Source organism: Klebsiella terrigena (genome assembly GCF_006539725.1).
Taxonomy (GTDB): domain Bacteria; phylum Pseudomonadota; class Gammaproteobacteria; order Enterobacterales; family Enterobacteriaceae; genus Klebsiella; species Klebsiella terrigena.
Genome location: NZ_BJNO01000002.1, coordinates 58390 through 84687, shown reverse-complemented (window position 1 = coordinate 84687; position 26298 = coordinate 58390). Strand labels below are relative to the sequence as shown.

At 55.4% G+C, this 26298-nt stretch carries 24 protein-coding genes; 10 read left to right on the top strand and 14 right to left on the bottom strand.

What is annotated here, in order from left to right; genetic code table 11:
* Nucleotides 1-50 precede the first annotated feature (50 nt).
* A complete protein-coding gene (locus RTE01_RS03165; RefSeq protein WP_041144840.1) occupies nucleotides 51-839 on the bottom strand; it encodes a helix-turn-helix transcriptional regulator in 789 nt (262 codons plus the stop codon).
* An 18-nt stretch (nucleotides 840-857) separates the two neighbouring features.
* Nucleotides 858-1412 carry a YbhB/YbcL family Raf kinase inhibitor-like protein gene (locus RTE01_RS03160; protein WP_041144839.1) on the bottom strand — a complete coding sequence of 185 codons (555 nt, stop codon included), beginning with the start codon at nucleotides 1410-1412 and terminating at the stop codon, nucleotides 858-860.
* A 218-nt stretch (nucleotides 1413-1630) separates the two neighbouring features.
* Between RTE01_RS03160 and rlmI the strand changes: the two genes are divergently transcribed.
* A complete protein-coding gene (gene rlmI, locus RTE01_RS03155; RefSeq protein WP_172620479.1) occupies nucleotides 1631-2806 on the top strand; it encodes a 23S rRNA (cytosine(1962)-C(5))-methyltransferase RlmI in 1176 nt (391 codons plus the stop codon).
* 59 nt (nucleotides 2807-2865) lie between these two features.
* On the top strand, nucleotides 2866-3183 hold the full coding sequence (hspQ, locus tag RTE01_RS03150) for a heat shock protein HspQ (protein ID WP_041144837.1): 318 nt from the start codon (nucleotides 2866-2868) through the stop codon (nucleotides 3181-3183).
* 33 nt (nucleotides 3184-3216) lie between these two features.
* On the opposite strand, the gene RTE01_RS03145 is transcribed toward hspQ, so the two are convergent.
* Nucleotides 3217-3630, bottom strand: coding sequence for a CoA-binding protein (locus tag RTE01_RS03145; RefSeq protein WP_134525489.1), 414 nt, complete (start codon nucleotides 3628-3630; stop codon nucleotides 3217-3219).
* A gap of 154 nt (nucleotides 3631-3784) precedes the next feature.
* Here RTE01_RS03145 and mgsA point away from each other — a divergent pair, with 154 nt between their 5' ends.
* Nucleotides 3785-4243 carry a methylglyoxal synthase gene (gene mgsA / locus RTE01_RS03140; RefSeq protein WP_041147568.1) on the top strand — a complete coding sequence of 153 codons (459 nt, stop codon included), beginning with the start codon at nucleotides 3785-3787 and terminating at the stop codon, nucleotides 4241-4243.
* Between the two features lie 28 nt (nucleotides 4244-4271).
* Here the strand turns inward: mgsA and helD are convergent, their stop codons facing one another.
* Complete coding sequence (helD, locus tag RTE01_RS03135) at nucleotides 4272-6326, bottom strand: DNA helicase IV (protein WP_134525488.1); 2055 nt, start codon at nucleotides 6324-6326, stop codon at nucleotides 4272-4274.
* A gap of 122 nt (nucleotides 6327-6448) precedes the next feature.
* Here helD and RTE01_RS03130 point away from each other — a divergent pair, with 122 nt between their 5' ends.
* Both RTE01_RS03130 and yccS read left to right on the top strand, forming a co-directional pair.
* Nucleotides 6449-6895 carry a YccF domain-containing protein gene (locus tag RTE01_RS03130; RefSeq protein WP_041144834.1) on the top strand — a complete coding sequence of 149 codons (447 nt, stop codon included), beginning with the start codon at nucleotides 6449-6451 and terminating at the stop codon, nucleotides 6893-6895.
* 17 nt (nucleotides 6896-6912) lie between these two features.
* Entirely contained in the window at nucleotides 6913-9048 is a 2136-nt protein-coding gene (gene yccS / locus RTE01_RS03125) for a YccS family putative transporter (protein WP_134525487.1), read from the top strand.
* Nucleotides 9049-9061: 13 nt separating this feature from the next.
* Here yccS and RTE01_RS03120 read toward each other — a convergent pair whose 3' ends face one another.
* Nucleotides 9062-9661 (bottom strand): TfoX/Sxy family DNA transformation protein, encoded by a 600-nt coding sequence (locus RTE01_RS03120; protein WP_041144832.1) that lies wholly within the window; start codon nucleotides 9659-9661, stop codon nucleotides 9062-9064.
* Between the two features lie 465 nt (nucleotides 9662-10126).
* Between RTE01_RS03120 and sulA the strand changes: the two genes are divergently transcribed.
* Both sulA and ompA read left to right on the top strand, forming a co-directional pair.
* Nucleotides 10127-10636: an SOS-induced cell division inhibitor SulA gene (sulA, locus tag RTE01_RS03115; RefSeq protein ID WP_041144831.1), complete on the top strand. Its 510-nt coding sequence runs from the start codon at nucleotides 10127-10129 to the stop codon at nucleotides 10634-10636.
* 352 nt (nucleotides 10637-10988) lie between these two features.
* Nucleotides 10989-12059, top strand: a complete 1071-nt coding sequence (gene ompA, locus RTE01_RS03110; RefSeq protein ID WP_041147567.1) for a porin OmpA — start codon at nucleotides 10989-10991, stop codon at nucleotides 12057-12059.
* A 102-nt stretch (nucleotides 12060-12161) separates the two neighbouring features.
* On the opposite strand, the gene matP is transcribed toward ompA, so the two are convergent.
* A complete protein-coding gene (gene matP / locus RTE01_RS03105) occupies nucleotides 12162-12614 on the bottom strand; it encodes a macrodomain Ter protein MatP (protein WP_041144830.1) in 453 nt (150 codons plus the stop codon).
* A 185-nt stretch (nucleotides 12615-12799) separates the two neighbouring features.
* On the opposite strand from matP, the gene RTE01_RS03100 reads away from it, so the two are divergent.
* Nucleotides 12800-14557, top strand: coding sequence for an AAA family ATPase (locus RTE01_RS03100; protein WP_041144829.1), 1758 nt, complete (start codon nucleotides 12800-12802; stop codon nucleotides 14555-14557).
* Between the two features lie 69 nt (nucleotides 14558-14626).
* Nucleotides 14627-15145: a bifunctional 3-hydroxydecanoyl-ACP dehydratase/trans-2-decenoyl-ACP isomerase gene (gene fabA, locus RTE01_RS03095; RefSeq protein ID WP_041144828.1), complete on the top strand. Its 519-nt coding sequence runs from the start codon at nucleotides 14627-14629 to the stop codon at nucleotides 15143-15145.
* A 64-nt stretch (nucleotides 15146-15209) separates the two neighbouring features.
* On the opposite strand, the gene rmf is transcribed toward fabA, so the two are convergent.
* The 6 genes from rmf to rlmKL all read right to left on the bottom strand — a co-directional run bounded on the left by rmf (nucleotide 15210) and on the right by rlmKL (nucleotide 23132).
* A complete protein-coding gene (rmf, locus tag RTE01_RS03090; protein WP_004871568.1) occupies nucleotides 15210-15377 on the bottom strand; it encodes a ribosome modulation factor in 168 nt (55 codons plus the stop codon).
* A 256-nt stretch (nucleotides 15378-15633) separates the two neighbouring features.
* Nucleotides 15634-16197 (bottom strand): membrane integrity-associated transporter subunit PqiC, encoded by a 564-nt coding sequence (gene pqiC, locus RTE01_RS03085; RefSeq protein ID WP_041144827.1) that lies wholly within the window; start codon nucleotides 16195-16197, stop codon nucleotides 15634-15636.
* Nucleotides 16197-17834 (bottom strand): intermembrane transport protein PqiB, encoded by a 1638-nt coding sequence (gene pqiB, locus RTE01_RS03080; RefSeq protein ID WP_123551167.1) that lies wholly within the window; start codon nucleotides 17832-17834, stop codon nucleotides 16197-16199. Before pqiB ends, pqiC begins: the two co-directional genes overlap by 1 nt.
* Complete coding sequence (gene pqiA, locus RTE01_RS03075; RefSeq protein ID WP_115193224.1) at nucleotides 17824-19092, bottom strand: membrane integrity-associated transporter subunit PqiA; 1269 nt, start codon at nucleotides 19090-19092, stop codon at nucleotides 17824-17826. Before pqiA ends, pqiB begins: the two co-directional genes overlap by 11 nt.
* A 14-nt stretch (nucleotides 19093-19106) precedes the next feature.
* Nucleotides 19107-21014 (bottom strand): ABC transporter ATP-binding protein, encoded by a 1908-nt coding sequence (locus RTE01_RS03070; RefSeq protein WP_041144824.1) that lies wholly within the window; start codon nucleotides 21012-21014, stop codon nucleotides 19107-19109.
* 12 nt (nucleotides 21015-21026) lie between these two features.
* Entirely contained in the window at nucleotides 21027-23132 is a 2106-nt protein-coding gene (gene rlmKL, locus RTE01_RS03065) for a bifunctional 23S rRNA (guanine(2069)-N(7))-methyltransferase RlmK/23S rRNA (guanine(2445)-N(2))-methyltransferase RlmL (RefSeq protein ID WP_076945079.1), read from the bottom strand.
* A gap of 98 nt (nucleotides 23133-23230) precedes the next feature.
* Between rlmKL and RTE01_RS03060 the strand changes: the two genes are divergently transcribed.
* On the top strand, nucleotides 23231-24340 hold the full coding sequence (locus RTE01_RS03060; protein WP_041144822.1) for a YcbX family protein: 1110 nt from the start codon (nucleotides 23231-23233) through the stop codon (nucleotides 24338-24340).
* A gap of 37 nt (nucleotides 24341-24377) precedes the next feature.
* Here RTE01_RS03060 and zapC read toward each other — a convergent pair whose 3' ends face one another.
* The gene (gene zapC, locus RTE01_RS03055) at nucleotides 24378-24920 is read right to left on the bottom strand and encodes a cell division protein ZapC (RefSeq protein WP_041144821.1); all 543 of its coding nucleotides are present in this window, start codon (nucleotides 24918-24920) and stop codon (nucleotides 24378-24380) included.
* A gap of 167 nt (nucleotides 24921-25087) precedes the next feature.
* Nucleotides 25088-26098: a quinone-dependent dihydroorotate dehydrogenase gene (pyrD, locus tag RTE01_RS03050; RefSeq protein ID WP_041144820.1), complete on the bottom strand. Its 1011-nt coding sequence runs from the start codon at nucleotides 26096-26098 to the stop codon at nucleotides 25088-25090.
* Nucleotides 26099-26298 lie beyond the last annotated feature (200 nt).

Below are 26298 nucleotides of genomic sequence, written 5' to 3'. Positions count from 1 at the left end.
TGCTCTCCTTTTATTGCCAATAACTCTACGCTGAGAATAGCAAATTCTGGCTAGCGTACGTGCTTCGGCAACAGGCCATAGTGCTGGCGAAAGCGCGCCGTGAAGCGCGAACCGGACTGATAGCCGCTGTTGAGGGCGATTTCACCTATCGGTAATGAGGTCGATTGTAGCTGGCCGAGAGCGTAGGCCATACGCACCTCCTCAACAATCTGGCGAAAACTTTGATCTTCCTGCTGCAGGCGACGGCGCAGCGTCGATTCACCAAGAAACAGCATCTTCGCCACTCGCGGGACGCTCCAGGCCTGCGCGGGCGACAGCATGATAATTTGCCGCACCTGGCCGCTCAGGTTCTGCTGGCGCTCATTGAGCAGCGGCCCGGCGTAGCCCGCCTGATGCAGCGCCAGCAGCAGCCCCATCGCCTGATGATGCTGCAGCTCCGCCGACAGCCCGCTGCGTACCGCCTGCAGGACGTTTTGCCACATAAACAGCAGGTCCGGGGTCGCCGGTGCGCACAGAGAGGTAAGTCGCCCGGGCTGCGGCTCGCTCATATAGCGGGCCTTAAAATCCGCCAGCAGCTCCGGCGTCAAAGAGAGCAGATCGGAGCAAAACAGCCCCTTATCGGGCTGATTAATCACCTCGAGCTCAAGATCGGCGGGCAGAATAATCAGCTGCTGCGGCGTCGCCAGCATCTGGCTAACGCCCTGAACGATAATTTTGCTGCCGCGATTGACCCGGCACAGCGCGGGGGTAAATAGGGTCACGCGATGCAGTTTATACAGGCGCCTGGAGGTAATTTCCGCCGCGGTTAAGGCGTTATGGCGAAAGTTTATATTCTGCATCTGGCCATCCTTACGGGGTTAGCGCCCTGCCCTTGCCGTCAGCTGCGCGCTGGCGATAGCGTGGCTGTGCAACATAAATCCGACCAGCGCACCGCTGGCCTGTGCATCAATGGGTAACGTCGGCGTATCAAGCGCCCACACGGTAAAGCGGTAGCGGTGAGGCTTATCGCCAGCGGGCGGACAGGCGCCGCCAAAACCGGCATAGCCAAAATCATTGCGCCCCTGAACCGCTCCGCCCGGCAGTTTAGCGCTGTTTTTATCTCCGGCGCCAGCGGCTAAGCTCGTCACGCTGCTGCTGATATTCACCACCGTCCAGTGCCACCAGCCGCTGCCGGTTGGTGCATCCGGATCGTAGGCGGTGACGGCAAAACTGCGGGTCCCCGACGGCGCATTTTTCCAGGCCAGCTGCGGCGAGACGTTGCCGCCGGTGCAGCCAAAACCGCTGAACCAATGTACCTGAGCGAGGCTCCCTTCATCCCGCATATCGCCGCTGGTGACCTGAAACTGCGCCGCTGCCGCGCTGCCGCACGTCGCTAACAGTAAAACCATAGCTAAGCCAAATCCTGTTTTCATTGCATTTTCCTCCATTGGGTTGAGGAAAACACTGTAAGATCCGCGGGTGATTTTTATTGTGCCAAAGTGCCTGTGTTTTGTGCCGAAACGCTCACCTGCCTGCACAGCGGGCATGGTGCTTGCGGCGGCCACATGTGCTAACCTACGCGCCATTTTTCGGTGCCGACATTCCCGTTGCTAAAGGTAGCCCCATGACAGATTCCATTTTCCCCCGCTTAGTGTTGACCAAAGGACGCGAGAAATCCCTGCTGCGTCGCCATCCCTGGATTTTCTCTGGCGCCGTCGCCCGTATGGAAGGTAAAGCCCGTTCCGGCGAAACTATCGATATCGTTGATTCGCAGGGGAAATGGCTTGCTCGCGGCGCGTTCTCTCCATCGTCGCAGATCCGCGCTCGCGTCTGGAGTTTTGACCGCAGCGAGGAGATCGATATTGCCTTTTTTGAACGCCGTCTGCAGCAGGCGCAAACCTGGCGCGAATGGCTGGCGGAGCGCGATGGCCTCGACAGCTATCGTCTGATTGCCGGCGAGTCTGACGGGCTTCCGGGCGTAACTATCGACCGCTTCGGCAATTTTTTCGTTCTGCAGCTGCTTAGCGCTGGCGCAGAATATCAGCGCGCCTCTATCGTTAGCGCGCTACAAACGCTGTTCCCGACCTGTTCCATCTACGATCGCAGCGATGTCGCGGTACGTAAAAAAGAGGGTTTGGATCTGGCACAGGGCCTGGTTACCGGCGAAATGCCGCCTGCGCTGCTGCCCATCACCGAGCACGGAATGCAGCTGCTGGTTGATATTCAGGGCGGCCACAAAACCGGCTACTATCTCGATCAGCGCGATAGCCGCCTGGCGACCCGTCGCTATGTTGCCGACAAACGCGTCCTCAACTGCTTCTCCTATACCGGCGGTTTTGCCGTTTCTGCCCTGATGGGCGGCTGCAGCCAGGTCATCAGCGTGGACACCTCTCAGGAAGCGCTGGACGTGGCGAAGCAGAATATCGAACTGAACCAGCTCGATCTCTCCAAAGCTGAATTTGTCCGCGATGACGTCTTTAAGCTGCTGCGTAAGTATCGTGACCAGAATGAAAAATTTGACGTGATCGTGATGGATCCGCCGAAATTTGTTGAGAACAAAAGCCAGCTGATGGGCGCCTGCCGCGGCTATAAAGATATCAACATGCTGGCTATCCAGCTGCTCAATCCCGGCGGGATCCTGCTGACCTTCTCCTGCTCGGGTCTGATGGCTACCGATTTATTTCAGAAAATCATCGCCGATGCCGCAATTGACGCCGGACGTGATGTACAATTTATAGAACAGTTCCGCCAGGCTGCCGACCATCCCGTGATCGCAACCTACCCGGAAGGTCTGTATCTGAAAGGGTTTGCCTGCCGCATCATGTAACTTGAAAAGCGCAACGTTGCCCGCATATAGCAGGTAATAACGTTTCCCAGGAGGTGCCTATGATTGCCAGCAAATTCGGTATCGGCCAGCAGGTTCGCCATACTCTGTTAGGCTTCCTCGGCGTGGTCGTTGATATCGATCCAGAATATTCGCTTGCAGAGCCGGCGGAGGACGAAATTGCGGCCAACGACGAGCTGCGGGCGTTGCCCTGGTATCATGTGGTGATGGAAGATGAGGATGGTCAGCCCGTTCATACCTATCTTGCCGAAGCGCAGCTCAGCAGCGAGCCCAGCGATGAGCATCCGGAGCAGCCGTCAATGGACGAGCTGGCACGGACCATTCGCCAGCAGCTTCAGGCACCTCGACTGCGCAACTAGCAGAAAAAACCCCGCACCGGCGGGGTTTTTTATTTACTTCGCCAGACCTAATCTCGGGATTTCAATCGCCGGACAGCGGTCCATCACTACGGTTAGTCCTGCCTCTCGCGCCAGAACAGCCGCCTGCTCGTTAATCACGCCTAGCTGCAGCCACAGCGTTTTCGCACCGATGGCAATGGCCTCCTGAGCAACGCCCAGCGCCGCATCAGAGTTGCGAAAGACGTCGACCATATCCACTTTTTCCGTAACATCAGCCAGCGTGGCGTAGCCTTGTTGCCCCATGAGGGTTTTACCCGCCACCTTCGGTGAAACCGGGATCACGTGGTACCCCTGCTCCAGCAGATACTTCATCACCCGGTAGCTTGGGCGGTCCGGTTTGTCACTGGCTCCCACCAGCGCAATCGTCCGTGTTGAGGTCAGAATGCCTGCGATATCGTTCTCTTTCATTTTATCCTCCCGCTATTTAGCCCAAGTGTAAGCTAATCCAGGCTAACCGGCCATCCACGCTGACTAGCGGATACGTCAAAATTTTTCACCCTGATGCTTGCAGCAGCAGTCACTTCCAGTAATCTGTCTGCAGGCTAAAATGTGGAATGAAATTATGGAACTGACGACACGTACGCTGCCCGCGCGCAAACATATCGCTCTGGTTGCTCACGATCACTGTAAAGATATGCTGATGAAGTGGGTTGCTCGCCACCAGGCGCTGCTGGCTCAACACGAACTCTACGCAACAGGTACCACCGGAAATCTTATCTCCAGGGCAACCGGGCTTGAAGTGAACGCGATGCTGAGCGGCCCGATGGGCGGCGACCAGCAGGTCGGTGCGCTGATTGCAGAGGGGAAAATTGATGTGCTGATTTTCTTCTGGGATCCGCTAAACGCCGTGCCTCATGACCCGGACGTTAAGGCGCTGCTGCGTCTGGCGACGGTATGGAATATTCCCGTTGCGACCAATGCCTCAACCGCCGACTTTATTATCCTGTCGCCGCACTTTGGCGAGCCTCTCGATATTCTGATCCCGGATTATCAGCGTTACCTGGCGGAACGCCTTAAGTAGCCCCTGCTGGCGGCCAGGCCGCCAGCCGCTAAGGTTTTCTTACTACCGGTACATCCAGCGCTTCCAGCATCTCCACAAACGCAGACGGTCGCTCTTTGTTGAACAGCAGCCAAACGCGAAGACGTGCACGAGTGATGGCAACGTACAGCAAGCGCCGCTCTTCTGCATCGGGAAAATCCTCCGGCTGCGGCAGCAGCGCCTCTTCCATGATCGACTCCCGCGCCGGAGCCGGGAACGCATCATCCCCATCCTGAAGCCCAAGGACAATCACGTAATCTGCCTGCTGCCCTTTGCTGGCATGGATCGTCATAAAATCGAGCTGCAGATTCGGCCATCGCGTAGCGGCCTTCTCCAGCGCGGCGGGTTTCAGGTGATGGTAACGCGCCAATAGCAGGATCCGCTGATCCGCTTTCACGTAGCCGCTCATCTTATCGAGCAAATCATCAAGCTTATCGTCCGCCAGCAGCGTAACGGCTTTTTTATCCCCGGCGGTCAGGCTGTTGAGCGGCTTGCTTAACTGGTGCGGGTTCTGTTGAATAAAACCGTTCGCCACTTCACCAATGCGACCATTAAAGCGGTACGTCGTATCCAGCGCGCAGCAGTCCCCTTCGCCAAAGCAGTGATTGAAAGCGGTAGTCAGCGAAAGCTGGGCACCGCTGAAGCGATAGATTGCCTGCCAGTCGTCGCCGACGGCAAATAGCGTGGTCTGGGTATTCTGCCGGCGCAGCGCGGCCAGCAGTGAGGCCCGCTGCGGTGAAATATCCTGAAATTCATCGACCAGAATATGCTTCCACGGGCTGACAAAACGGCCTTTATCAAGAATATTGATGGCCTGATGGATCAGGCCGGAGAAATCGACCGCATTTTCCTCTTTTAGCGCCGTTTTCCACGCTTTCAACAGCGGCGCCATTAATTTTACGCGCTTAGCAAAAAGCTCGCGTATCTCCTCCGGCGCGTCGGCGATCATCTCCGCCTGCGAACCGCCGTGCATACGCATCAGGCTGACCCAGCGATCGAGGCGGCTCGCCATTCTCCTCGCTATTTTTTTGTCCTGCCAAAAATCGGTTTCCGGAACCTGCCAGCCCATCTCTTCTTCCAGCCACTGTCGCCAACCTTTGGCGTGAGCTTTTTTCTCCCGGCACTGCTGCTGCCAGTTTTTCAGCAGCAGCGCCTGGCGCGCCGGAGTGTCGCTCTCAAGCTGACTAATAGACGGTACTTTTTTACTGCCCTGCTGGATGATATGCAGAGCCAGGGAGTGAAATGTCCGCGCCGAAATATCTTCGGAGCCCAACCGCTCGCGAATGCGCTCATCCATCTCCTGCGCCGCCTGACGACCAAACGCCAGCAGCAGGATCTGCTCCGCCGCCGCTTCACCTCTGGTCAGCAGCCATCCGGCACGGGCAACCAGCACCGAGGTCTTGCCGCTGCCGGCGCCGGCAAGAACCAGCAGAGAGCGCTCGCCGTTCACTACCGCTCGCGCCTGCGCCGGGTTAAGCGGTGACGACTCCACGCCCGCAAAAAATGCGTCGTACTGCTCGAGCATCGAGGCCGTGAAAGCCTGATTGTGGGCCATCCGGGCCACCTCGGTATCACCCAGCCAGCTCTGACATTGACGCCACAGCTCGCGGCAGTTGTCGAAAGCGTCAAGCCGGCTGGTCGGTATCGGTAGTCCGGTGAGCGCCCGCCGAATTTTCCCCTGCACCTCGCTGACCTGCTGACGGGTCAGCCACTTGCCTTCTGCGCTGGAGCGGGCGATCTCAGCCAGCTGCTGGCTCAGCACGTCGGCGGCAATGGCGCTCATGTCCGCGCTCCACTGCTGCCATAGCGTATTCAGATGATGAAAGAAACGCTGGGTTTCATTCCATTCGGTACCATGCAAACGCACGACCTTGCCATCCGGGAGCACGAACTCAAGCTCGCCCCAGACCAGCCCACGCCGACAATGAACTGACAATAACTGATTGAAAGGTATAAGATACTCGTGGCTATCGCCGGAAACTTTTACCCCGGCGTTAAGCAGCTGCACCCTATCATAGGGATGCTGCGCCATGCGTTTGCCCAATGTTGTCGCTTTAAGTTCCATATCATGCCGAATTTCAATCAGGTTGGATGTTTTTAAGTTTAACCGCCAGTGACCGGGTGCTCCAGCGTAAAAAACGTTACAATGGCCGGGTCTTATTATCCACAGGAGTGAACGGAGGGTTTATGCGTACCATTCTGAATATTTTGAACTTTATCCTCGGCGGTTTCGCCACTACGCTGGGCTGGCTGCTGGCGACGCTGGTCAGCATCATTCTGATCTTCACGCTGCCGCTGACACGCTCATGCTGGGAAATTACCCGACTCTCTCTTTTACCCTATGGGAATGAAGCTATTCACGTCGATGAGCTCGAGCCGCAGGGCAAGAATAGCCTGCTGAATGCAGGCGGTACCGTGCTGAATATTTTATGGTTTATTTTCTTCGGCTGGTGGCTGTGCCTGATGCATATCTTTAGCGGTATCGCCCAGTGCCTGACCATTATCGGTATTCCGGTGGGCATCGCTAACTTTAAAATTGCCGCTATTGCGCTGTGGCCCGTGGGACGCCGGGTTGTTTCCGTCGAGACCGCCCGCGCCGCGCGTGAAGCGAATGCGCGCCGTCGCTTCCAGTAATCGGACGGAATACTGACATGCTTAGCCCCCTGCTACGCCGTTATACATGGAACAGCGCCTGGCTCTATAACGCCAGGATTTTCATCGCACTTTGCGGCACAACCGCCGTTCCATGGTGGCTTGGCGAAGTAAAACTCACGATTCCATTAACGCTCGGAGTCGTTGCCGCCGCGTTAACCGATCTCGACGACCGCCTGACCGGGCGGTTGCGCAATCTGGCCATCACCCTGGTGTGCTTTTTTATCGCATCGGCTTCGGTGGAGCTGCTCTTTCCCTGGCCGTGGCTATTTGCTCTCGGTTTAACCCTCTCGACCACCGGGTTTATTTTACTCGGCGGTCTGGGGCAGCGTTACGCCACTATCGCCTTCGGCGCTCTGCTGATCGCTATCTACACCATGCTGGGGGTCACGCTCTACGATCGCTGGTATCTACAGCCGTTATTTTTGCTGACCGGTGCCGTTTGGTACAACCTGCTGACGCTGGCCGGACATATTATTTTCCCGATTCGCCCGCTTCAGGACAATCTTGCGCGCAGCTATGAGCTGCTGGCGCGCTATCTGGATCTCAAATCACGCATGTTTGACCCGGATATTGAAGACGAAAGCCAGGCGCCACTCTACGATCTGGCTATCGCCAATGGCCAGCTGGTGGCAACGCTTAACCAGACTAAAACGTCGCTGCTCACCCGCCTGCGCGGCGACCGCGGGCAGCGAGGTACCCGACGGACGCTGCAGTATTACTTCGTTGCCCAGGATATCCACGAACGCGCCAGCTCGTCGCATATCCAGTACCAAACGCTCCGCGACCGTTTTCGCTACAGCGACATCATGTTCCGCTTTCAGCGCATGCTATCGATGCAGGCTCAGGCGTGTCAGAAGTTATCCCGCGCTATTTTGCTGCGCGAACCCTACCAGCACGATGCGCATTTCGAGCGCGCATTTATGCATCTTGACGCCGCACTCGACCGCGTACGGGCCAGCGGAGAACCGTTAGAGCAGGTCAAAGCGCTGGGCTTCCTGCTGAACAACCTGAGAGCAATTGACGCTCAGCTGGCAACCATCGAGTCCGCTCAGGTTGCCGCCCCCGCACACGGGACGACGGAAAATTTACTCGCAGAGGACCGTCTTAGCGGCTTCAGCGATATCTGGCTGCGCTTACGCCGTAACCTGTCACCGGAATCGGCCCTCTTCCGCCACGCGGTGAGAATGTCGCTGGTACTGTGCGCAGGGTATGCGTTTATCCAGCTAACCGGGCTCAATCACGGCTACTGGATACTGCTTACCAGCCTGTTTGTTTGTCAGCCAAACTATAACGCCACCCGTCACCGCCTGGCCCTGAGGATTATTGGCACCCTGGTGGGGGTGGCTATCGGTCTACCGATACTGCTGCTGGTACCCTCGGTCGAAGGCCAGCTGCTGCTGATTGTCCTTACCGGCGTCCTGTTCTTTGCCTTTCGCAATGTACAATATGCCCACGCCACAATGTTTATTACCCTACTGGTTCTGCTCTGCTTTAACCTGTTGGGGGAAGGCTTTGAAGTCGCTCTGCCGCGCATCTTCGATACCCTCATCGGCTGTGCGATTGCCTGGGCTGCGGTCAGCTTTATTTGGCCGGACTGGAAGTTCCGTAACCTGCCGCGAGTTCTGGATCAGGCCATAAACGCCAACTGCCGATACCTCGACGCCATTCTTGAACAGTATCACCAGGGGCGCGATAACCGCCTGGCGTATCGGGTTGCGCGACGGGATGCCCATAGCCGGGACGGTGAGCTGGCTTCAGTGGTATCGAATTTATCAACGGAGCCCCGGGCAAATGCCGATATTCGTGAAACGGCCTTCCGCTTGCTCTGCCTGAATCATACCTTTACCAGCTACATTTCAGCGCTGGGGGCGCATCGGGAGAAGCTGACCACGCCGGAGACGTTGGCGCTGCTGGACGACGCAGTCTGCTACGTAGATGATGCACTCCATCATTCACCGGCCGACGAACTGCGGGTACAGCAGGCACTCACCCGCCTGCAGACCCGGATCCAACACCTCGAACCTCGCGCCGATAGCAAAGAGCCGCTGGTGCTCCAACAAATCGGTCTGTTGTTAGCACTATTACCTGAAATCTGCCGCCTACAGCAGCAGGTGGCAGTTCGGCCAGAGTAAATAGCGGCCAGCCTTACCGCTGGTTAAGCGCCCACTCCTGCAGCTCCTGACGCCGTGCCGTCGGGAGCGCAGCGGCGTGAACGCCGGTAATTGCCCCTTCCAGTGAATAGAGAATATTCAGCGTGACGGCCTTATTCGACTCTCGCAGCTTTAGCCACGCACGCTGTGCACCAATATGACGCAGCGCCTGCTGATCTATTACCCCTGAGTTAATTAATAGTAGCTCCATATGAAAACTAATATTTGGCAGATCTTTCAACCTGCCGGAATAACGCTGCTGGTTCTTTTCTTTTTGCGCCGCCTGTAATGAAAGCGACGATAGTTTGAAAAGCATTTTACTGTCACACCAAAGCGTTTCATTTATCTGATAATATTTAAGCAAAATTGGCCGCCCGTTTTTTCGCATTTTTAAAAGCGGATTTTCATGAGCAACGCAATATGCGGCGCCCTGCTCACAAATCTTAAGATAGATCTCCCCCTCTGCAACCATCGCAAATACGGTGTTGTCTATTGCCAGGCTATAGCCACCAAACAAAGGACGGCAGATTATTTTTCCTAATGGCGACAAGCACTTCTGAAATTTATGAAACCGTAGGGATGATATTTTTTTCATGATTATTCCTTGGTTAATCATGCGAATACTGAGTCATTTAGTTAACGGATCCGTTAGTTCAGAAAATAAGTGAGTTCCTTTATTGCAGCAAGGTGATTTTAACGTTCGGCTCAATCAACTCACCATTTTGCGAGGTGCTTTCAAGAAATTACGTCTGTGCGAAACCTGATGTATTAAAGATAAAATATAAACGGAGCATTAATTAATAGTCGCACAAATAGTTTGTGCTCAGGGAGAGCAGCGCTAAACATGGAGCATCGTAAAAATGTGCGACCAGGCTCGTAGGGCTTGCTGTTTATTGCGCAAAAATTTATGCCACGGCTTTAGCCTGGCGAGAGCAGGTCGTGGTGGGTATGGCCGACAACGTCGAACAAATTTCGAGCGACAACACGATAAATGAGGTTGATCTTTTCGCCGCCCGGATATACTGTATATGCATACAGTAACTACAGGCGGAAATAGACAATGCTTACTTCAGCTTACGCAAATCGTTCATCACTGACTTCTGCTTCAGTACGTCGCCACTCCCATGACGCCGTCGAACAACCAGCCAGCGGGCTGATTAGTGAGATTGTCTACCGTGAAGATCAGCCGATGATGACGCAGCTGCTGCTGCTTCCTTTATTACAGCAACTGGGTCAGCAATCCCGCTGGCAGCTCTGGCTGACGCCAAAACAGAAGCTGAGCCGCGAGTGGGTGCAATCCTCCGGCCTGCCGCTGTCGAAAGTCATGCAGATAAACCAGCTCTCCCCTTACAACACGGTAGAGTCAATGATTCGCGCCCTGCGTACGGGTAACTATAGCGTGGTAATCGGCTGGCTGGCAGATGAGCTGACGGCCGAAGAACATGAACGGCTGGTTAGTGCCGCGGAAGAAGGTCATGCGATGGGGTTCATCATGAGGCCTGTAGGAAATACGAGCCAGCATGGGAGACAACTGAGCGGGCTAAAAATTCACTCTAATTTGTATCATTAAGGCAAATTAGGATTAATCCTAGAATTTTTTTTGCGCAGTCCAAAGGCATACTTTTATAAGGGTTGTTTTTGTGCGGATGCCTGTCTGATGCGGTCTCGCAGGTTTCTCCGGTGAACGAAAACCAACCATATTTGTTAAATATTGTGTATACAACCCTTTTTTTTCATATGCCTGACGGAGTTCACACTTGTAAGTTTCGAACTAAGTTGTAGACTTTACATCGCCAGGGGTGATCGGCTTACGCTGCATGTATCAGCATAGTTAACAACAAGTCACGCCCCGGGTGAAGGATCTAACCGTGAGGTCTTTTGTACCTTCATGGCGAATTTTGGATGATAATGAGGCGCAGAAAATGAAAAAGACAGCTATCGCGATTGCAGTGGCACTGGCTGGCTTCGCTACCGTAGCGCAGGCCGCACCGAAAGATAACACCTGGTATGCAGGTGGTAAACTGGGTTGGTCCCAGTATCACGATACCGGTTTCTACGGTAACGGTTTCCAGAACAACAACGGCCCGACCCGTAACGATCAGCTTGGTGCTGGTGCGTTTGGTGGTTATCAGGTTAACCCGTACCTCGGTTTCGAAATGGGTTACGACTGGCTGGGACGTATGGCCTATAAAGGCAGCGTTGACAACGGCGCTTTCAAAGCTCAGGGCGTTCAGCTGACTGCTAAACTGGGTTACCCGATCACTGACGATCTGGACATCTACACCCGTCTGGGTGGTATGGTCTGGCGTGCAGATGCTGACGGCAACTACGGTTCTACCGGTACTTCCCGCAGCGAACACGACACTGGCGTATCCCCGGTATTTGCTGGTGGTATCGAGTGGGCAATGACTCGTGACATCGCAACCCGTCTGGAATACCAGTGGGTTAACAACATCGGTGATGCAGGTACCGTTGGTACGCGTCCTGATAACGGCATGCTGAGCGTAGGTGTTTCCTACCGTTTCGGTCAGGAAGAAGCAGCTCCGGTTGTAGCTCCTGCTCCGGCTCCGGCTCCGGAAGTGACTACCAAGCACTTCACTCTGAAGTCTGACGTACTGTTCAACTTCAACAAATCTACTCTGAAACCGGAAGGCCAGCAGGCTCTGGATCAGCTGTACACCCAGCTGAGCAACATGGATCCGAAAGACGGTTCCGCAGTTGTTCTGGGCTACACTGACCGCATCGGTTCTGACGCTTACAACCAGCAGCTGTCTGAGAAACGTGCTCAGTCCGTTGTTGATTACCTGGTATCTAAAGGTATCCCGGCTGGTAAAATCTCCGCTCGCGGTATGGGCGAATCCAACCCAGTTACTGGCAACACCTGTGACAACGTGAAAGCTCGCGCTGCACTGATCGATTGCCTGGGTCCGGATCGTCGCGTAGAGATCGAAGTTAAAGGTTACAAAGAAGTAGTAGCTCAGCCGCAGGCTTAAGTTTTACTACCGATAAAAAACCCCGCTGATGCGGGGTTTTTTTGTCTCAAATTTGGCGCTAACGCGAAAAACGCTCGCGCATCGCGCTATCAGTCTTGCGGACTACTCTTTACCTAGCAATACCTGCAGGTCGTGCTTCAGGCTGGACATCTTGCTGGCATACTTCTCTTTATGCTCAGCATCCTCAATCAGCTGTACGATAGTTTCCGACAGCGTTTTTCCCCGTCGCTGTGCCAGACCCGCGAGACGCTGCCAAACCACAAACTCCAGGTCGATAGACTTTTTACGCGTATGCTGATGCTCAGCGTTAAAATGACGCTTGCGACGCGCGCGGATAGTCTGCTTCATCCGGTTCATTAGCTCCGGATTAATATGCTGATCAATCCAGGTGTTCACCAGAACCGGTTCATTTTCGAGCGTCAGCAAGACATCGACCGCGGCTTGCGCTGCGCTGGCTTCAATATAGCGGGTAATCAGCTCACCTTCCCGGTGCTTTTTAACCAAGTATTTCCATTTCCAGCCGCTTTCAAGATTTTCCAGTTGTTGATATTTCATTGCGATCTCAATGTGACCGTGTAACTCACTTCAGGATATCAGTTTTTTCTCGATGTGCTGAGAATAAATCATCATTCGTGATATGCATTGCGTCGTTATCGTTAACGCAAACACGATCCTCCGTGTGCTCGGACGCGGCATAAGGTATAATCGCGCGTTTTACATCTCACTAAAAAACAGCGACTTTGACCATTACGAAACTTACCCGAAACGACCTTGCTCCTGATACGGAAAGTTATCAGGCGCTGTTTGCACAAGCTGATTTAGCCCAGCCAGAGGCTTCCCTGTCAGGCGAACTGCAGCCCCGTTTGTTCTATGCGTTGGAGCAGCTACTGGTGACTCCGACCATTTCACCGTTCATGCTGGTTAAGGCCCCGGAAGAGCCGGAATACCTGCAGTGGTTAGCTGCAGAGACCCGCAGCCTATACCAACCGGCCGCGCCGCTTTACGGCGTGCGCTACCAGGTTAACGGTGGAAACGTCACCCTTTCACCAGCCAAAAGCGCCGATGATAATTTTGCCAGCACCGCGCCGGTTGAATCAGCCGACTGGATTGAAGCAGAGCAGCTTTTTGGCTGCGTGCGCCAGTTTAACGGCGAGATATCCCTGCAGCCGGGTCTGGTCCATCGCAGCAACGGCGGCGTGCTTATTATCGCCCTGCGCGCGCTATTAGCCCAACCGCTGCTGTGGATGCGCCTGAAGAACATCGTTACTCGCCAACGCTTTGACTGGCTCTCCATCGATGAGTCTCGCCCGCTGCCGGTCAGCATCCCGTCGATGCCGCTCAATCTGAAGATTATTCTGGTCGGTGAACGCGATTCATTGGCTGATTTTCAGGATATGGAACCTGAGCTCTCGGCCCAGGCGATTTACAGCGAGTATGAAGACAACCTGCAAATCGCCGACGGCGACACCCTGAAACAGTGGTGTCAGTGGGTGTGGCAAAACGCGCAGCAGCTTGAGCTGCCCGGGCCGGCCGCCGATGCCTGGCCGCTGCTGATTCAGGAAGGCGCACGCTATACCGGCGATCAAGAAACGCTGCCGCTGTGTCCGCTGTGGATTGCCCGCCAGCTGCGCGAAGCCGCCGCTTTCAGCGAAGGTGAGCTTATCTCTGCGGAAGAGATGCAGACCATGCTGGCTCGTCGTGAATGGCGCGAAGGCTACCTTGCCGAGCGGATCCAGGACGAAATCCTGCAAGAGCAAATTTTGATTGAGACCGATGGCGAATGCATCGGGCAAATCAACGCGCTGTCGGTGATCGAATTCCCCGGTCATCCGCGGGCCTTTGGTGAGCCATCGCGCATCAGCTGCGTCGTCCATATCGGCGACGGTGAATTCATCGACGTTGAGCGCAAGGCAGAGCTGGGCGGTAACATTCATGCCAAAGGCATGATGATTATGCAGGCGTTCCTGATGTCCGAACTGGAACTCGAGCAGCAGCTCCCCTTCTCCGCATCGCTGACCTTCGAGCAATCCTACAGCGAAGTGGATGGCGATAGCGCCTCCATGGCCGAACTGTGCGCTTTAATCAGCGCCCTCGCCGGCGTGCCTATCAACCAAAGTATCGCCGTCACCGGCTCAGTCGATCAGTTCGGCCGCGTACAGCCGGTAGGCGGGCTTAACGAAAAAATTGAAGGCTTCTTCACCATTTGCCAACAGCGCGAGCTGACCGGCAAACAGGGAGTCATCATTCCTGCGGCGAATGTTCGCCATCTGAGCCTGGCGCCAGAACTACAGCAGGCTGTCGCTGAAGAGAAGTTTTTCATCTGGGCGGTGGAAGACGTCACGGAAGCGCTGCCTATGCTGACCCAGCTGTTGTGGGATGGTGAAGGGCAAACTTTACGGCAAACCATTCAGGAGCGGATTGCGCAGGCGACGCAGCAAGAGAGTCGTCATCGTTTTCCGTGGCCGCTACGCTGGTTAGGTGGTTCAGGTTCTAACTGATCGGACTTGTTCAGCTTACACGTGTTAGCTATCCTGCGTCCCGAACTCAAAATAAGGCTTACTGAAAACATGGTAGATAAACGCGAATCCTATACGAAAGAAGACCTTCTTGCCTCTGGCCGTGGTGAACTGTTTGGCGCAAAAGGCCCGCAGCTGCCCGCGCCAAGTATGCTGATGATGGACCGCGTCATCAAAATGAGCGAAACCGGTGGCAACTACGATAAAGGTTATGTCGAAGCAGAACTCGATATCAACCCGGACCTGTGGTTCTTCGGTTGCCACTTTATCGGCGATCCGGTGATGCCAGGCTGTCTGGGCCTGGACGCAATGTGGCAGCTCGTCGGCTTCTATCTGGGCTGGCTCGGCGGCGAAGGCAAAGGCCGCGCGCTGGGCGTAGGTGAAGTTAAATTCACCGGTCAGGTACTGCCGACTGCGAAGAAAGTGACCTATCGTATTCACTTTAAACGCGTTGTTAACCGTCGTCTGATTATGGGCCTGGCGGATGGTGAAGTACTGGTTGACGATCGTCTGATCTACACCGCAGCCGATCTGAAAGTGGGCCTGTTCCAGGACACTTCTGCTTTCTGATAAGCAGTAACGCTTAAAAAAGGCGAAGCCCCCGCTTGCGGAGGCTTCTTTTTTAAAGAGACAGTCAGGCAGTTTGTACCCTGTCCTCCATGGCTTCTCGCCAGCCTCCTAGCCAGTATGACCTTTGATTCAGGGTCTGGTAAGGACACATTTCTTTCGATCTTCCGGTTATCCCGGCCTGATATCCACGTTGATGTGCCCGTTCCAGGCGATCTCGTTTTTGTCTCTTCATGCCTCGTTTCCCTCATTCTTTGATCTGGTGGAAAAGAAAACAGTGGTCACTAAATATGCAACCACGGTTAACGAATACCGCGAATCAGAGGTAACGTCAATGCGCAAAATTCACGCCATTGTCATATTTGTGAGCTACATGAAAGTTCATTTGTACAAAAACTGTGAACCAGCACAAGTAACAATCTGACGAGACAAATAAAAAAACCGCCGTGGTTTTTCAGACCACGGCGGCTATTTAGCTTCATTAATTATACTTATGGCAGTCGATTCAGCTCGTTGGCAATAGCGGTCGCTTCCTGAGTCCAGGCCTGGGCCATCGTTTTCACCATCGCATCATAGCCGTCCTGCTGCTGCTTAAGCTCAATATTAAACGGACGCTTAATCAGCTGCCCCTGGTGCTTCAGCAGCCACTCTCCGCTGACGATAACTCGCCCGTCATAACGGCCATGGAAGCCGTTAACGGAGACGTTCAGCGTATCCTGATCGTTGCCCAGCGGCTGCGATGCCACCACCCAGCCGGGCAGCTGATTGCTCAGATTAGCGACCAGGGTGGTGCGCAGCTGCTGATCGAGCGGGCTGGCCCACAGATTATTACTCGCGATCACGTACTGCACGTCGGTGGTCTGATAGACCACCCCGTTGCCCGCCAGATAGTCAGGGATAGTGACCTGCTCAACCCACAGCAGGTTCTTCCCCTGATGGGCGGCGCTTTGCGCACCGCTTTGGGCGACCGGCAGCTGATAGTAGGTTTTATCCTCCCCGCTGCTGCTGCAGGCCGCCAGCGCGCATACCGCTGCCGCTACTAACCACTTTTTCATTATTTCGCTCCCTTCGGCTGCGGATCTTTTTTACCCTTGGCCTCAAATACCAGCGCGTTGCTCTTATCATTGAGCGTTTTCAGTACCGGCTGCAGTTCACGAAGAACCTGATCCAGTCGCTGCATATCCGCAACCATCTTATTGTATGCCGCAGACCCCGGCTGGAAGCCCTGCATACTACGGTTCAGTTCACGCAGCGTATTCTGCATATCGCCAGGCAGCTGCTGCATCGACTGGCTTGAGGTGATCTTATTCAGGCTATCCAGCGTCGTCTGAACGTGCTGCATTGTTTTTTCGCTCTGCGCCAGCGTACTGGTCGCCTGCTCAAGCAGCGGGTTAATCGGCAGATTGTTAATCTTATCCAGCGCATCCATCAGGCGCTGCTGAATTTGCGCAAGACCGCCGCTGACCGTCGGAATGATCGGATACGAGCCAAACTCGTGCATCTTGCCGCGCGGCGGCGCTTTCGGATAGAAGTCGAGATCGATAAACAGCGCCCCGGTGATCAGATTGCCCGTTTTCAGCGAACCGCGCAGGCCGCGATTGATCAGATCCTCCATATGGGTGCGGATATCCGGATCGCCGCCAAGCTGGTTGATCAGCCGTTCCGGCTCGATGCGCACCTCTACCGGAATGCGATAATCGTCATTCAGCCGCTGATGCAGTCCTGGAATAAAGAACGGCACCTTGCCGACCGTGCCCAGGCGTATCCCGCGGAACTCCACCGGCGCGCCGGGCTGAAGGCCGCGAATCGAATCTTTAAAGAACATCACGTAGTCAATGTGCTGAGTAAAGACCGAATCCTGAATGCTTTTCTGATCGTCAAAAAGATGGTAACCGGTTTTGTTCGCCACCGGCTCGCCAAGATCCAGCCCTTCCGGAATATCAAAGCTCACCCCGCCGCCAAACAGCGTCGACAGCGATCCCATTTCCACCCGCATCCCGGCGGAGGTCAGATCCACGGCAATACCGCTGTCTTTCCAGAAGCGAACGTTGGTGGTAACCAGCCGATCGTTCGGCGCGTTGATGAACAGCTGATAGGTAATATTGCGCTTTTGCGGATCGAAGGTGCTGGTTTCAACCGACCCGACCCGATAGCCGCGAAAGAGCACCGGATCGCCTGGAGAGAGCTGGCCGGCCTTGTTGCTTTCCAGCAGGATACGGATACCCTTCGCATCCGGCGAGGCCAGCGGCGGCGAGTCCAGCAGCGGGTACTGCGCAGCATCCGAGCCTTTCGTTCCCGGCTGCAGCTCGATAAAGGCGCCGGATAGCAGCGTGCCAAGCCCGCTGATCCCTTCACGCCCGACCTGCGGTTTTACCACCCAAAACACCGTATCCTGATGCAACAGTTTCTCCATACCGGAGTTCAGGCGAGCCTTAATCTCTACGTGCGTCAGGTCGTCCGTCAGGGTGGCGGTTTCTACCACGCCGACGTCAACGCTGCGGCTTTTAATCCGGGTTTTACCACCCTCAATGCCTTCGGCGTTGGTGGTGATCAGCGTCACCTCCGGCCCCTGATGGCTATAGTGATAAAAAAGAATCCACGCGCCGATTAGCACAGTGACGATGGGGAAGATCCATACTGGTGACCAGTTCTTCACCTTTTGCACTTTTGCTTCTCCGCTATTATTTTCCATGCTGCTGTATTTCCTCATGGCTTGAATCTGGTTCACGGTCCCACAACAAACGAGGGTCGAACGTCATCGCCGAAAACATTGTCATCACAACAACCAGCGCAAACATCACCGCTCCTATCGCAGGATAGATATTCATCAACCCTCCCATGCGCACCAGCGCCGAGAGTACAGCGATGACAAAGACATCAATCATTGACCAGCGGCCAACAAACTCCACTACTTCATAAATCAGATGCATGCGCTCTGAATCACGCGAACCATTGCCGTTGGCGTTCCAACACAGCCAACCAATCGCGATCATTTTTAAGGTCGGCACCATAATACTGGCGATAAATATCACCAGCGCCACCGGATACGATCCTTCACTCCACAGCAGGATCACCCCGGCCATGATCGTCGACGGCATTTTATCGCCCAGCAGGTCGGTTATCATGATGGGCATGATATTGGCGGGGAGATAGAGCAGGCACGAGGTTATCAGCAGCGCCAGCGTCCACTGCAGGCTATGCTTGCGCCGCGCCGTCCCTTTCGTCTGGCAGCGCGGGCATACCGCGGCGTCAGCGGGTAAAATAGCCGTACAGCAGGAGCAGGAGCGCAGGCCCTGGCGAATGCCCGAGACGCCAATCTTCAACGGCTGTTTAACCGCAGGCATTGGCGCAATATCGTCCCACAGCCAGCGTCGGTCCACGCACTGCAGCGCGCGCAGCTGCAGCAGGCAGAACATACACCAGGGGAAAAAGCTCAGGCCAACGCCAATATCGCCGTAGGCCATGAGCTTCACGAAGCTCACCAGCACCCCGGCGAGAAAGATTTCCGCCATTCCCCAGGTTTTGAGGTGGAACAGGATCCGCGCGAGGAAAGCCTTTAGCCCAGCGGGCATATGAACGCGATTGACCAACAGCAAAATCGATATCAGGCAAAAGGCCGGCACCAGCTGCACAAAGAGGAGAAAGAAGGTGCCGAGGCTGGCGTAATCTTCGCTAAACAGCACGTCGGGGATCTCCAGCAGCCCAATTTCACTGTTGAGGCCCCCCACTTTCATGTAGACGAAGGGAAACAGGTTTGCCAGCAGCAGCATAAACAACGCGACCAGCGCATAGGCTGTGGGACGCTGCCGAGGCGCGTCCCATGAAGTCGTTAACGTTGTTCCGCAGCGCGGACATACGGCTTTCTGGCGATGCTCCAGCTGGGGCAAAGCCACCAGCAGATCACATTGTGGACACAGGATATGCCGCGCAGCATGATGATGATCGCACATGAAAACTCCTCAGCTTATGCGCCGTTTTTTAATCCTTCGAGATATTCCCAGCGCTCAAAGGCCTTTTCCAGAGCCTGTTCCGCTTCAGACAGCTGCGCCAGCACCTGCTGCGTATGGTCATGCGACTGACCAAAGAAGGAGGCGTCGGCAACCTGATCCTGCAAGCTTTGCAGCTCGGCCTCCAGCTCTTCCAGACGCTGCGGCAGCTGCTCCAGCTCGCGCTGCAGGTTATAGCTTAGTTTGCTCGCTGCACGTTTGACACTTTCCGTTTTCGCCGGCGTTGCTTCAACATTTTTTTTAGCCACGGACTGTTTTTGCGCCAAAGACTGAGACTGCTGTCCGCGCGCGTCGTGGTAGCCGCCAACGTACTGACCGATGCGCCCTTCACCTTCGAAGATCCAGCATTCGGTCACGGTGTTATCGACAAACTGACGGTCGTGGCTGACCAGCATCACGCTGCCCTGATAGCCGTCGATAAGCTCTTCCAGCAGCTCCAGAGTTTCTACATCCAGGTCGTTGGTCGGTTCATCGAGAATCAACAGGTTGCTAGGCTTCAGGAACAGACGCGCCAGCAGCAGACGGTTACGCTCCCCGCCGGAGAGCGCACGAACCGGCGTCATCGCCCGCTTCGGATGGAACAGGAAGTCCTGCAGATAGCCCAGCACGTGGCGCGGCTTACCGTTAACCAGCACTTCCTGCTTGCCTTCAGCGAGGTTATCCATCACCGTGCGGTCCGGATCCAGCTCGGCGCGGTGCTGATCGAAGTAGGCCACTTCCAGCTTGGTGCCGACGTGAACCCGTCCGCTGTCCGCCTGCAGCTGACCGAGCATCAGCTTCAGCAGGGTCGTTTTACCGCAACCGTTAGGGCCAATCAGCGCTATTTTGTCACCGCGCTGGATCTGCGCCGAGAAGTCTTTGACCAGCACCTTGCCGCCAACCTGGTAGTCAACGTTCTCCATCTCGAAGACAATTTTGCCCGAGCGTGACGCCTCTTCTACCTGCATCTTCGCGCTGCCCATCACTTCGCGGCGCTCGCCGCGCTCGCGACGCATCGCCTTCAGGGCGCGCACGCGGCCTTCGTTACGGGTACGACGCGCTTTGATCCCCTGACGGATCCACACCTCTTCCTGCGCCAGCTTGCGATCGAACTCCGCGTTCTGCAGCTCTTCAACGCGCAGCGCTTCTTCTTTTTCCAGCAGATACTGATCGTAGTTGCCCGGATAGGTCACCAGCTTGCCGCGATCGAGGTCGACGATCCGCGTCGCCATATTGCGAATAAATGAACGGTCGTGCGAAATGAAAATAATGGTGCCTTTGAAGGTCTTCAGGAAGCCTTCCAGCCAGTCGATGGTTTCGATATCGAGGTGGTTAGTCGGTTCATCCAGCAGCAGCACGCGCGGGCCGCTAACCAGCGCGCGGCCGAGGGCCGCTTTACGCAGCCAACCGCCGGACAGCGAAGCCAGCTCGGCGTTGGCATCGAGGCCCAGCTGCTCCAGCACTTCGTTAATGCGGCTCTCCAGCTGCCACAGACCGAGGTTATCCAGCAGATCCTGCAGACGCGCCAGCTCGTTGAGGTTTTTATTGCTCGGGTCGGTCATCACCAGACGCGAAACGTCGTGATAGCCTTTAAGGTACGCCGCCTGCTCTTCGATGCCTTCGGCAACGAAGTCGTACACGGTGCCCGCAATATTGCGCGGCGGATCCTGCTGCAGACGCGCAACAACCAGATCCTGTTCATAAATAATGCGCCCGTCATCCAGACCCTGCTCGCGGTTGAGGATCTTCATCAGGGTGGATTTGCCCGCGCCGTTACGCCCAACCAGGCACACGCGCTCGTTATCTTCGATATGCAACTCGGCGTTATCCAGCAGCGGAGAGTCGCTGAAGGAGAGCCAGGCACCATGCATACTAATCAATGACATTCTTTATTCCTTTCAGGCTGCGGTAATCAGCCAGCAGTTGTGAATCTGACGGTTACGGGCAAAATCCTGAGATTGCGTTTTTTGCGTAATTTCCTGCGCTTTCAGGCCAAGCTGCGCCAGCCCGTCATGATCCATACGGAAACCGCGTTTATTGTTCGAGAACATAATCGTGCCGCCTTTACGCAGCAGACGTTTAAGATCGGTCAGCAGGCGCAGGTGATCGCTCTGTACGTCGAAGGTTTCTTCCATACGCTTTGAGTTAGAAAACGTCGGCGGATCGATAAAGATCAGGTCAAACTGTTCATCGCTCTCACGCAGCCAGCCCAGCACGTCGGCCTGCATCAGGCGGTGCGAACGGCCGGTTAAACCGTTGAGGCGCAGATTTCGCTCGGCCCACTCAAGGTAGGTGCGTGACATATCGACGGTGGTCGTTGAGCGCGCGCCGCCGAGACCGGCATGAACGCTGGCGCTGCCGGTATAGGCAAAGAGGTTGAGGAAATCTTTGCCTTTGCTCATCTCGCCAAGCATACGCCGCGCGATGCGGTGGTCGAGGAACAGACCGGTGTCGAGGTAATCGGTCAGGTTGACCCACAGACGAGCGTTATACTCCTGCACCTCGATAAAATCGCCTTTTTCGGCCATTTTCTGATACTGGTTTTTACCTTTCTGCCGTTCACGGGTTTTCAACACCAGCTTATTCGGCGCGATACCTAAGACCGAAATCGTCGCGGCGATAATATCGAACAGGCGCTGGCGGGCTTTATGCGCGTCGACCGTTTTCGGCGGCGCGTACTCCTGCACGACGACCCACTCGCCGTAGCGGTCGATAGCGACGTTATATTCCGGGAGATCGGCATCGTACAGGCGGTAGCATTCGATACCTTCCTGGCGCGCCCATTTCTCAAATTTCTTCAGGTTTTTACGCAGACGGTTAGCGAAATCTTCGGCAAGCGAAACCGCTTTACCGCCTTCATTTTCGGCAATGTGATAGTTTTTCTGCACGCAGTCCAGCGGGCCGTTTTTAGCCTTAAACTGCTTGTCGGCCCGCAGCTGCAGGCAGCTCAGCAGATCCGGAGAAGCGCTGAACAGCGACAGGTTCCAGCCGCCAAACTGGCTTTTCATCGTCCGGCCAAGCAGGCTGTGTAGCGCAATCAGCGCCGGCTCGCTCTCAAGACGCTCGCCGTACGGCGGGTTACCGATCACCGTTCCGTACGGGCCTTTCGGCAGCGGGTTGCTCAGCTGAGCAACGTCTTTAGCGGCAAACGTAATCAGCTCGCCTACGCCCGCGCGACGGGCGTTGCTGCGCGCGCGTTCAATAACCCGCGCGTCGACATCGGAACCGTAGAAGCGGGACTCATACGCCGCGAGGCCTGCGCGAGCGCGGGTCTGGGCTTCGGTTTTCACTTCTTGCCATACCGCATCATCGTGCTGGAGCCAGCCGTTGAAGCCCCAGTGGCCGCGATGCAGGCCCGGTGCGCGATCGGTAGCCAGCATTGCGGCTTCAATCAGCAGGGTACCGGAACCGCACAGCGGATCGAGCAGCGGCGTACCCGGCACCCAGCCGGAACGCATGACGATCGCCGAGGCGAGCGTCTCTTTGATTGGCGCCATACCGGTACCGTCGCGGTAGCCGCGCAGATGCAGGCCTTCGCCGCTTAGATCTAACGAGATGTGCGCCGTCTCTTTGTTCAGCCAGACGTTGATCCGCAGATCGGGATTTTCACGATCGACGTTCGGCCGCGGCAGATTTTTGCGCGTAAAGCTGTCGACGATCGCATCTTTTACCTTCAGCGCACCGTACTGGCTGTTACGAATCTCTTCGTTCAGCCCGCTAAAGTGCACGGCAAAAGTGGCGTCAGGGGTGAAAATCTCCGTCCATGGAATGGCCTGTACGCCGAGGTAAAGGTCCAAATCGCTATACACGCTACACTGGCCTAACGGCATCATGATACGTGAGGCCAGCCGGCTCCACATCAGGCTTTGATACAGCAGGCGCGTATCTCCCTGAAAATGGACCCCGCCCTGGACTACCTGGCAGTCCGCTGCGCCAAGTGATTCCAGTTCAGTTTTTAACAGCTCTTCAAGCCCACGAGCCGTACTGGCAAACAGAGAATTCATATCGTCACTTTTACTAAAAGAAAATTGGTGCGCATTATAGCCAATATGCGCCTCATGTCATAAAGTTAAAGGCTTATTTTTAAGCCCAGAGACTCCGCATGAAAACGCTATCGCGACTTTTTATACATCCCGTCAAATCCATGCGTGGAATTGGCCTGACGCACGCGTTTGCCGATATCAGCGGCCTCGCCTTCGATCGCCTGTTTATGGTGACGGAAACGGATGGCACCTTCATTACCGCCCGCCAGTTTCCGCAAATGGTGAAATTCACCCCCTCTGTGCTGCAGGATGGCGTTCACCTGACCGCGCCTGACGGCAGCAGCGCTATCGTTCGCTTCGCTGATTTTGCGCCTCAGGGCGAGCCTACCGAGGTGTGGGGAAACCATTTCACCGCCCTGGTGGCGCCGTCAACGGTTAACCAATGGCTAAGCGGCTTCTTTAATCGCCAGGTTCAGCTTCGCTGGCTGGGTCCGCAGCTGACCCGCCGCGTGAAGCGCCATGACGCCGTCCCGCTCAGCTTTGCCGACGGTTACCCCTATTTACTCACCAACGAAGCCTCGCTGCGCGATCTGCAGCAGCGCTGTCCGGCCAGCGTCCGTATGGAGCAGTTTCGCCCTAACCTGGTGGTCACCGGCGCCGAGGCGTGGGAGGAGGATAGCTGGAAGGTGATCCGCATTGGCGAAGTGATTTTTGATGTCGCTAAGCCCTGCAGCCGCTGCATTTTTACCACCGTCAGCCCGGAACGCGGGCAGAAGCACCCGTCCGGCGAGCCGCTGGCCACGCTGCAACGCTTCCGCACCGCGGTGGATAATGGCGATGTCGATTTCGGTCAAAACCTGATTGCCCGCAGCAGCGGCGTTATTCGCGTCGGTGACGAAGTCGAGGTGCTGACGCGTGGGCCTGCCAGGGCCTACGGCGCGGGCGAAAGCGATGACGGTGAACCCACCGCAGCCCAGCAGGAAGCGACGGTTGATATTGAGTGGCAGGGGCAGCGCTTTACCGGGAATAACCAGCAGGTTCTGCTGGAACAGCTCGAGCAACAGGGGATCCGCGTGCCCTACTCCTGCCGGGCGGGCATCTGCGGCAGCTGCCGCATTCGGCTTGAAGAGGGGGAAGTCAACCCGCTGAAGAAAAACGCCGTGGCGGCGGATGGCACTATTCTGTGCTGCAGCTGCGTACCGAAGACCGACCTGCGCCTGGCGCCCTGAGGCCTGTAGCGGCTGGCGGGCAAAGAGACTCGCCGGCCTAAACCGCCTCGCCGAGGCTGTAGCTGGAGAGACCCGGCGCGGGCTGCAGCCTGTCGTTCATAATTTTAATCACGTCGCCAAGCTGCATCACTCGTCCGGCCAGGGTTAACCCCGGCTGGGCCAGCAGGCACAGGGCGGCGTTTTCGCCGGGCTCCACCACCAGCAGATTCACCTGCTGCCCGGTATCGCTGAGCCAGGCGCTGGCGGTATCGCCGCCGCTGGGCTGCCAGCTCTCTTCATGGCTGGTGAAATGCCAGCTTTTCGGCATCTGAGGCTTAAGAAAACGAATGGCGACCAGCGCGTTAAGGACTAATTCAGCGCGCTGCTCTTTAGATAATTCTATATCCCGGCATTTTTCTTCGAAGGAAAAATAAAGAGCGGCGTCGTCAACGCAAAATCCGGATGGCGCGAATGCATCGGGCGTGAGCATCCGGCGCGCAAAGCGCGAGCGGAACAACATGCCATTGGCCAAATCGAGCATCATACGATCGTGCTCTTCATCGTAATACCAACGCCAGTTATCGTCAGGTTTAATCCGCATTTTTCCCCCGTCCTCTTTCACTTCTATCTGTAATGCACGGCATACGGCAACAGAATTATTTCCAAAATTAAGAAAAGACTAAAATGTCTAAATAAGCAACAATGAGGGAATATAAAACAACCAGGGCCGGAAATAAAGCCCTGGGGGTGTTTCAGAGGGGGAAAAGATTAGATATTGGTAACAATTTCTTTAATCAGCGGCGGACCTTTAAAAATAAAGCCAGAATAAATCTGAACCAGCGTCGCGCCGGCGGCGATTTTTTCCCGGGCCGCAATCGCAGAGTCAATCCCGCCGACTCCGATAATTGGCAAGCGGCCGTTTAATTCTGTCGCCAGCATGCGGATAATCTCAGTGCTTTTTAATTGCAGAGGACGACCGCTGAGGCCACCGGTTTCATCGCAATATTGCATTCCCTGCACCAGCGATCGATCGAGGGTGGTATTGGTGGCAATCACGCCGTCAATATTATGGCGAACCAGGCTATCGGCCACCTGGATCAATTCCTCAAGGGAAAGATCCGGGGCGATCTTCACGGCCACCGGGACATATTTTTGATGCTTTTGCTGCAGCTCAAGCTGCTTATTTTTAATACCGGAAAGTAAATCATCGAGCGCGTCGCCATATTGTAAAGTACGCAGCCCTGGGGTATTCGGTGAGGAGATATTAATGGCGATATAGCCGGCGTAGGGATAGACTTTTTCCATACAAATCAGGTAATCATCTTTGCCCTGCTCAACCGGGGTATCTTTATTTTTCCCGATATTAATCCCAAGAATACCGTCAAAATGCGCCTTTTTAACGTTCTCGACGAGGTTATCAACACCGAGATTATTAAAGCCCATACGGTTGATCAAACCTTCTGCCGCCACCAGGCGGAAGATCCTCGGCTTATCGTTACCCGGCTGCGCGCGCGGCGTCACGGTACCAATTTCGATTGAACCAAAACCCATTGCCCCGAGCGCATCGATACACTCGCCGTTTTTATCCAGCCCGGCGGCAAGGCCCAGCGGATTCTTAAACGTGAGCCCCATGCAGGTCACCGGTTTAGACGGCACCTTCTGGCGGATCAGCATTTCAAGCGGCGTTCCCGATACACGGCGTAATTGTTGGAAGGTTACTTCATGAGCGCGCTCAGGATCGAGCTGAAAAAGAGCTTTACGAACGAAGGGGTAGTACATGAACTCTCCTGGATTCCCGGTGTGCAAACCGGGGGCGTATTATGTTCGATCCTCAGCGGAAAGGGAATTGACCTGCGACAAAAAATCGTCCATCCGACGCAAACGTTTACTTTTTCCGCCCTGCTTTATGCAAATTCTGACAAAACAAGGGTGGAAAAATCATTTAGGTAAATAAATCGCCTCTGTCACACTGCCGGTAA

Excerpts from the sequence above, each read along its gene's own strand:
- RTE01_RS03060 (WP_041144822.1), top strand. The coding sequence starts at position 23,231 with ATGAAAACGCTATCGCGACTTTTTATACATCCCGTCAAATCCATGCGT.
- pyrD (WP_041144820.1), bottom strand. The coding sequence starts at position 26,098 with ATGTACTACCCCTTCGTTCGTAAAGCTCTTTTTCAGCTCGATCCTGAG.
- zapC (WP_041144821.1), bottom strand. The coding sequence starts at position 24,920 with ATGCGGATTAAACCTGACGATAACTGGCGTTGGTATTACGATGAAGAG.
- RTE01_RS03160 (WP_041144839.1), bottom strand. The coding sequence starts at position 1,412 with ATGAAAACAGGATTTGGCTTAGCTATGGTTTTACTGTTAGCGACGTGC.
- matP (WP_041144830.1), bottom strand. The coding sequence starts at position 12,614 with ATGAAATATCAACAACTGGAAAATCTTGAAAGCGGCTGGAAATGGAAA.
- RTE01_RS03130 (WP_041144834.1), top strand. The coding sequence starts at position 6,449 with ATGCGTACCATTCTGAATATTTTGAACTTTATCCTCGGCGGTTTCGCC.
- rlmKL (WP_076945079.1), bottom strand. The coding sequence starts at position 23,132 with ATGAATTCTCTGTTTGCCAGTACGGCTCGTGGGCTTGAAGAGCTGTTA.
- helD (WP_134525488.1), bottom strand. The coding sequence starts at position 6,326 with ATGGAACTTAAAGCGACAACATTGGGCAAACGCATGGCGCAGCATCCC.
- mgsA (WP_041147568.1), top strand. The coding sequence starts at position 3,785 with ATGGAACTGACGACACGTACGCTGCCCGCGCGCAAACATATCGCTCTG.
- pqiB (WP_123551167.1), bottom strand. The coding sequence starts at position 17,834 with ATGGAAAATAATAGCGGAGAAGCAAAAGTGCAAAAGGTGAAGAACTGG.
- RTE01_RS03165 (WP_041144840.1), bottom strand. The coding sequence starts at position 839 with ATGCAGAATATAAACTTTCGCCATAACGCCTTAACCGCGGCGGAAATT.
- hspQ (WP_041144837.1), top strand. The coding sequence starts at position 2,866 with ATGATTGCCAGCAAATTCGGTATCGGCCAGCAGGTTCGCCATACTCTG.
- fabA (WP_041144828.1), top strand. The coding sequence starts at position 14,627 with ATGGTAGATAAACGCGAATCCTATACGAAAGAAGACCTTCTTGCCTCT.
- pqiC (WP_041144827.1), bottom strand. The coding sequence starts at position 16,197 with ATGAAAAAGTGGTTAGTAGCGGCAGCGGTATGCGCGCTGGCGGCCTGC.
- RTE01_RS03070 (WP_041144824.1), bottom strand. The coding sequence starts at position 21,014 with ATGTCATTGATTAGTATGCATGGTGCCTGGCTCTCCTTCAGCGACTCT.
- pqiA (WP_115193224.1), bottom strand. The coding sequence starts at position 19,092 with ATGTGCGATCATCATCATGCTGCGCGGCATATCCTGTGTCCACAATGT.
- yccS (WP_134525487.1), top strand. The coding sequence starts at position 6,913 with ATGCTTAGCCCCCTGCTACGCCGTTATACATGGAACAGCGCCTGGCTC.
- RTE01_RS03145 (WP_134525489.1), bottom strand. The coding sequence starts at position 3,630 with ATGAAAGAGAACGATATCGCAGGCATTCTGACCTCAACACGGACGATT.
- rmf (WP_004871568.1), bottom strand. The coding sequence starts at position 15,377 with ATGAAGAGACAAAAACGAGATCGCCTGGAACGGGCACATCAACGTGGA.
- RTE01_RS03120 (WP_041144832.1), bottom strand. The coding sequence starts at position 9,661 with ATGAAAAAAATATCATCCCTACGGTTTCATAAATTTCAGAAGTGCTTG.
- ompA (WP_041147567.1), top strand. The coding sequence starts at position 10,989 with ATGAAAAAGACAGCTATCGCGATTGCAGTGGCACTGGCTGGCTTCGCT.
- sulA (WP_041144831.1), top strand. The coding sequence starts at position 10,127 with ATGCTTACTTCAGCTTACGCAAATCGTTCATCACTGACTTCTGCTTCA.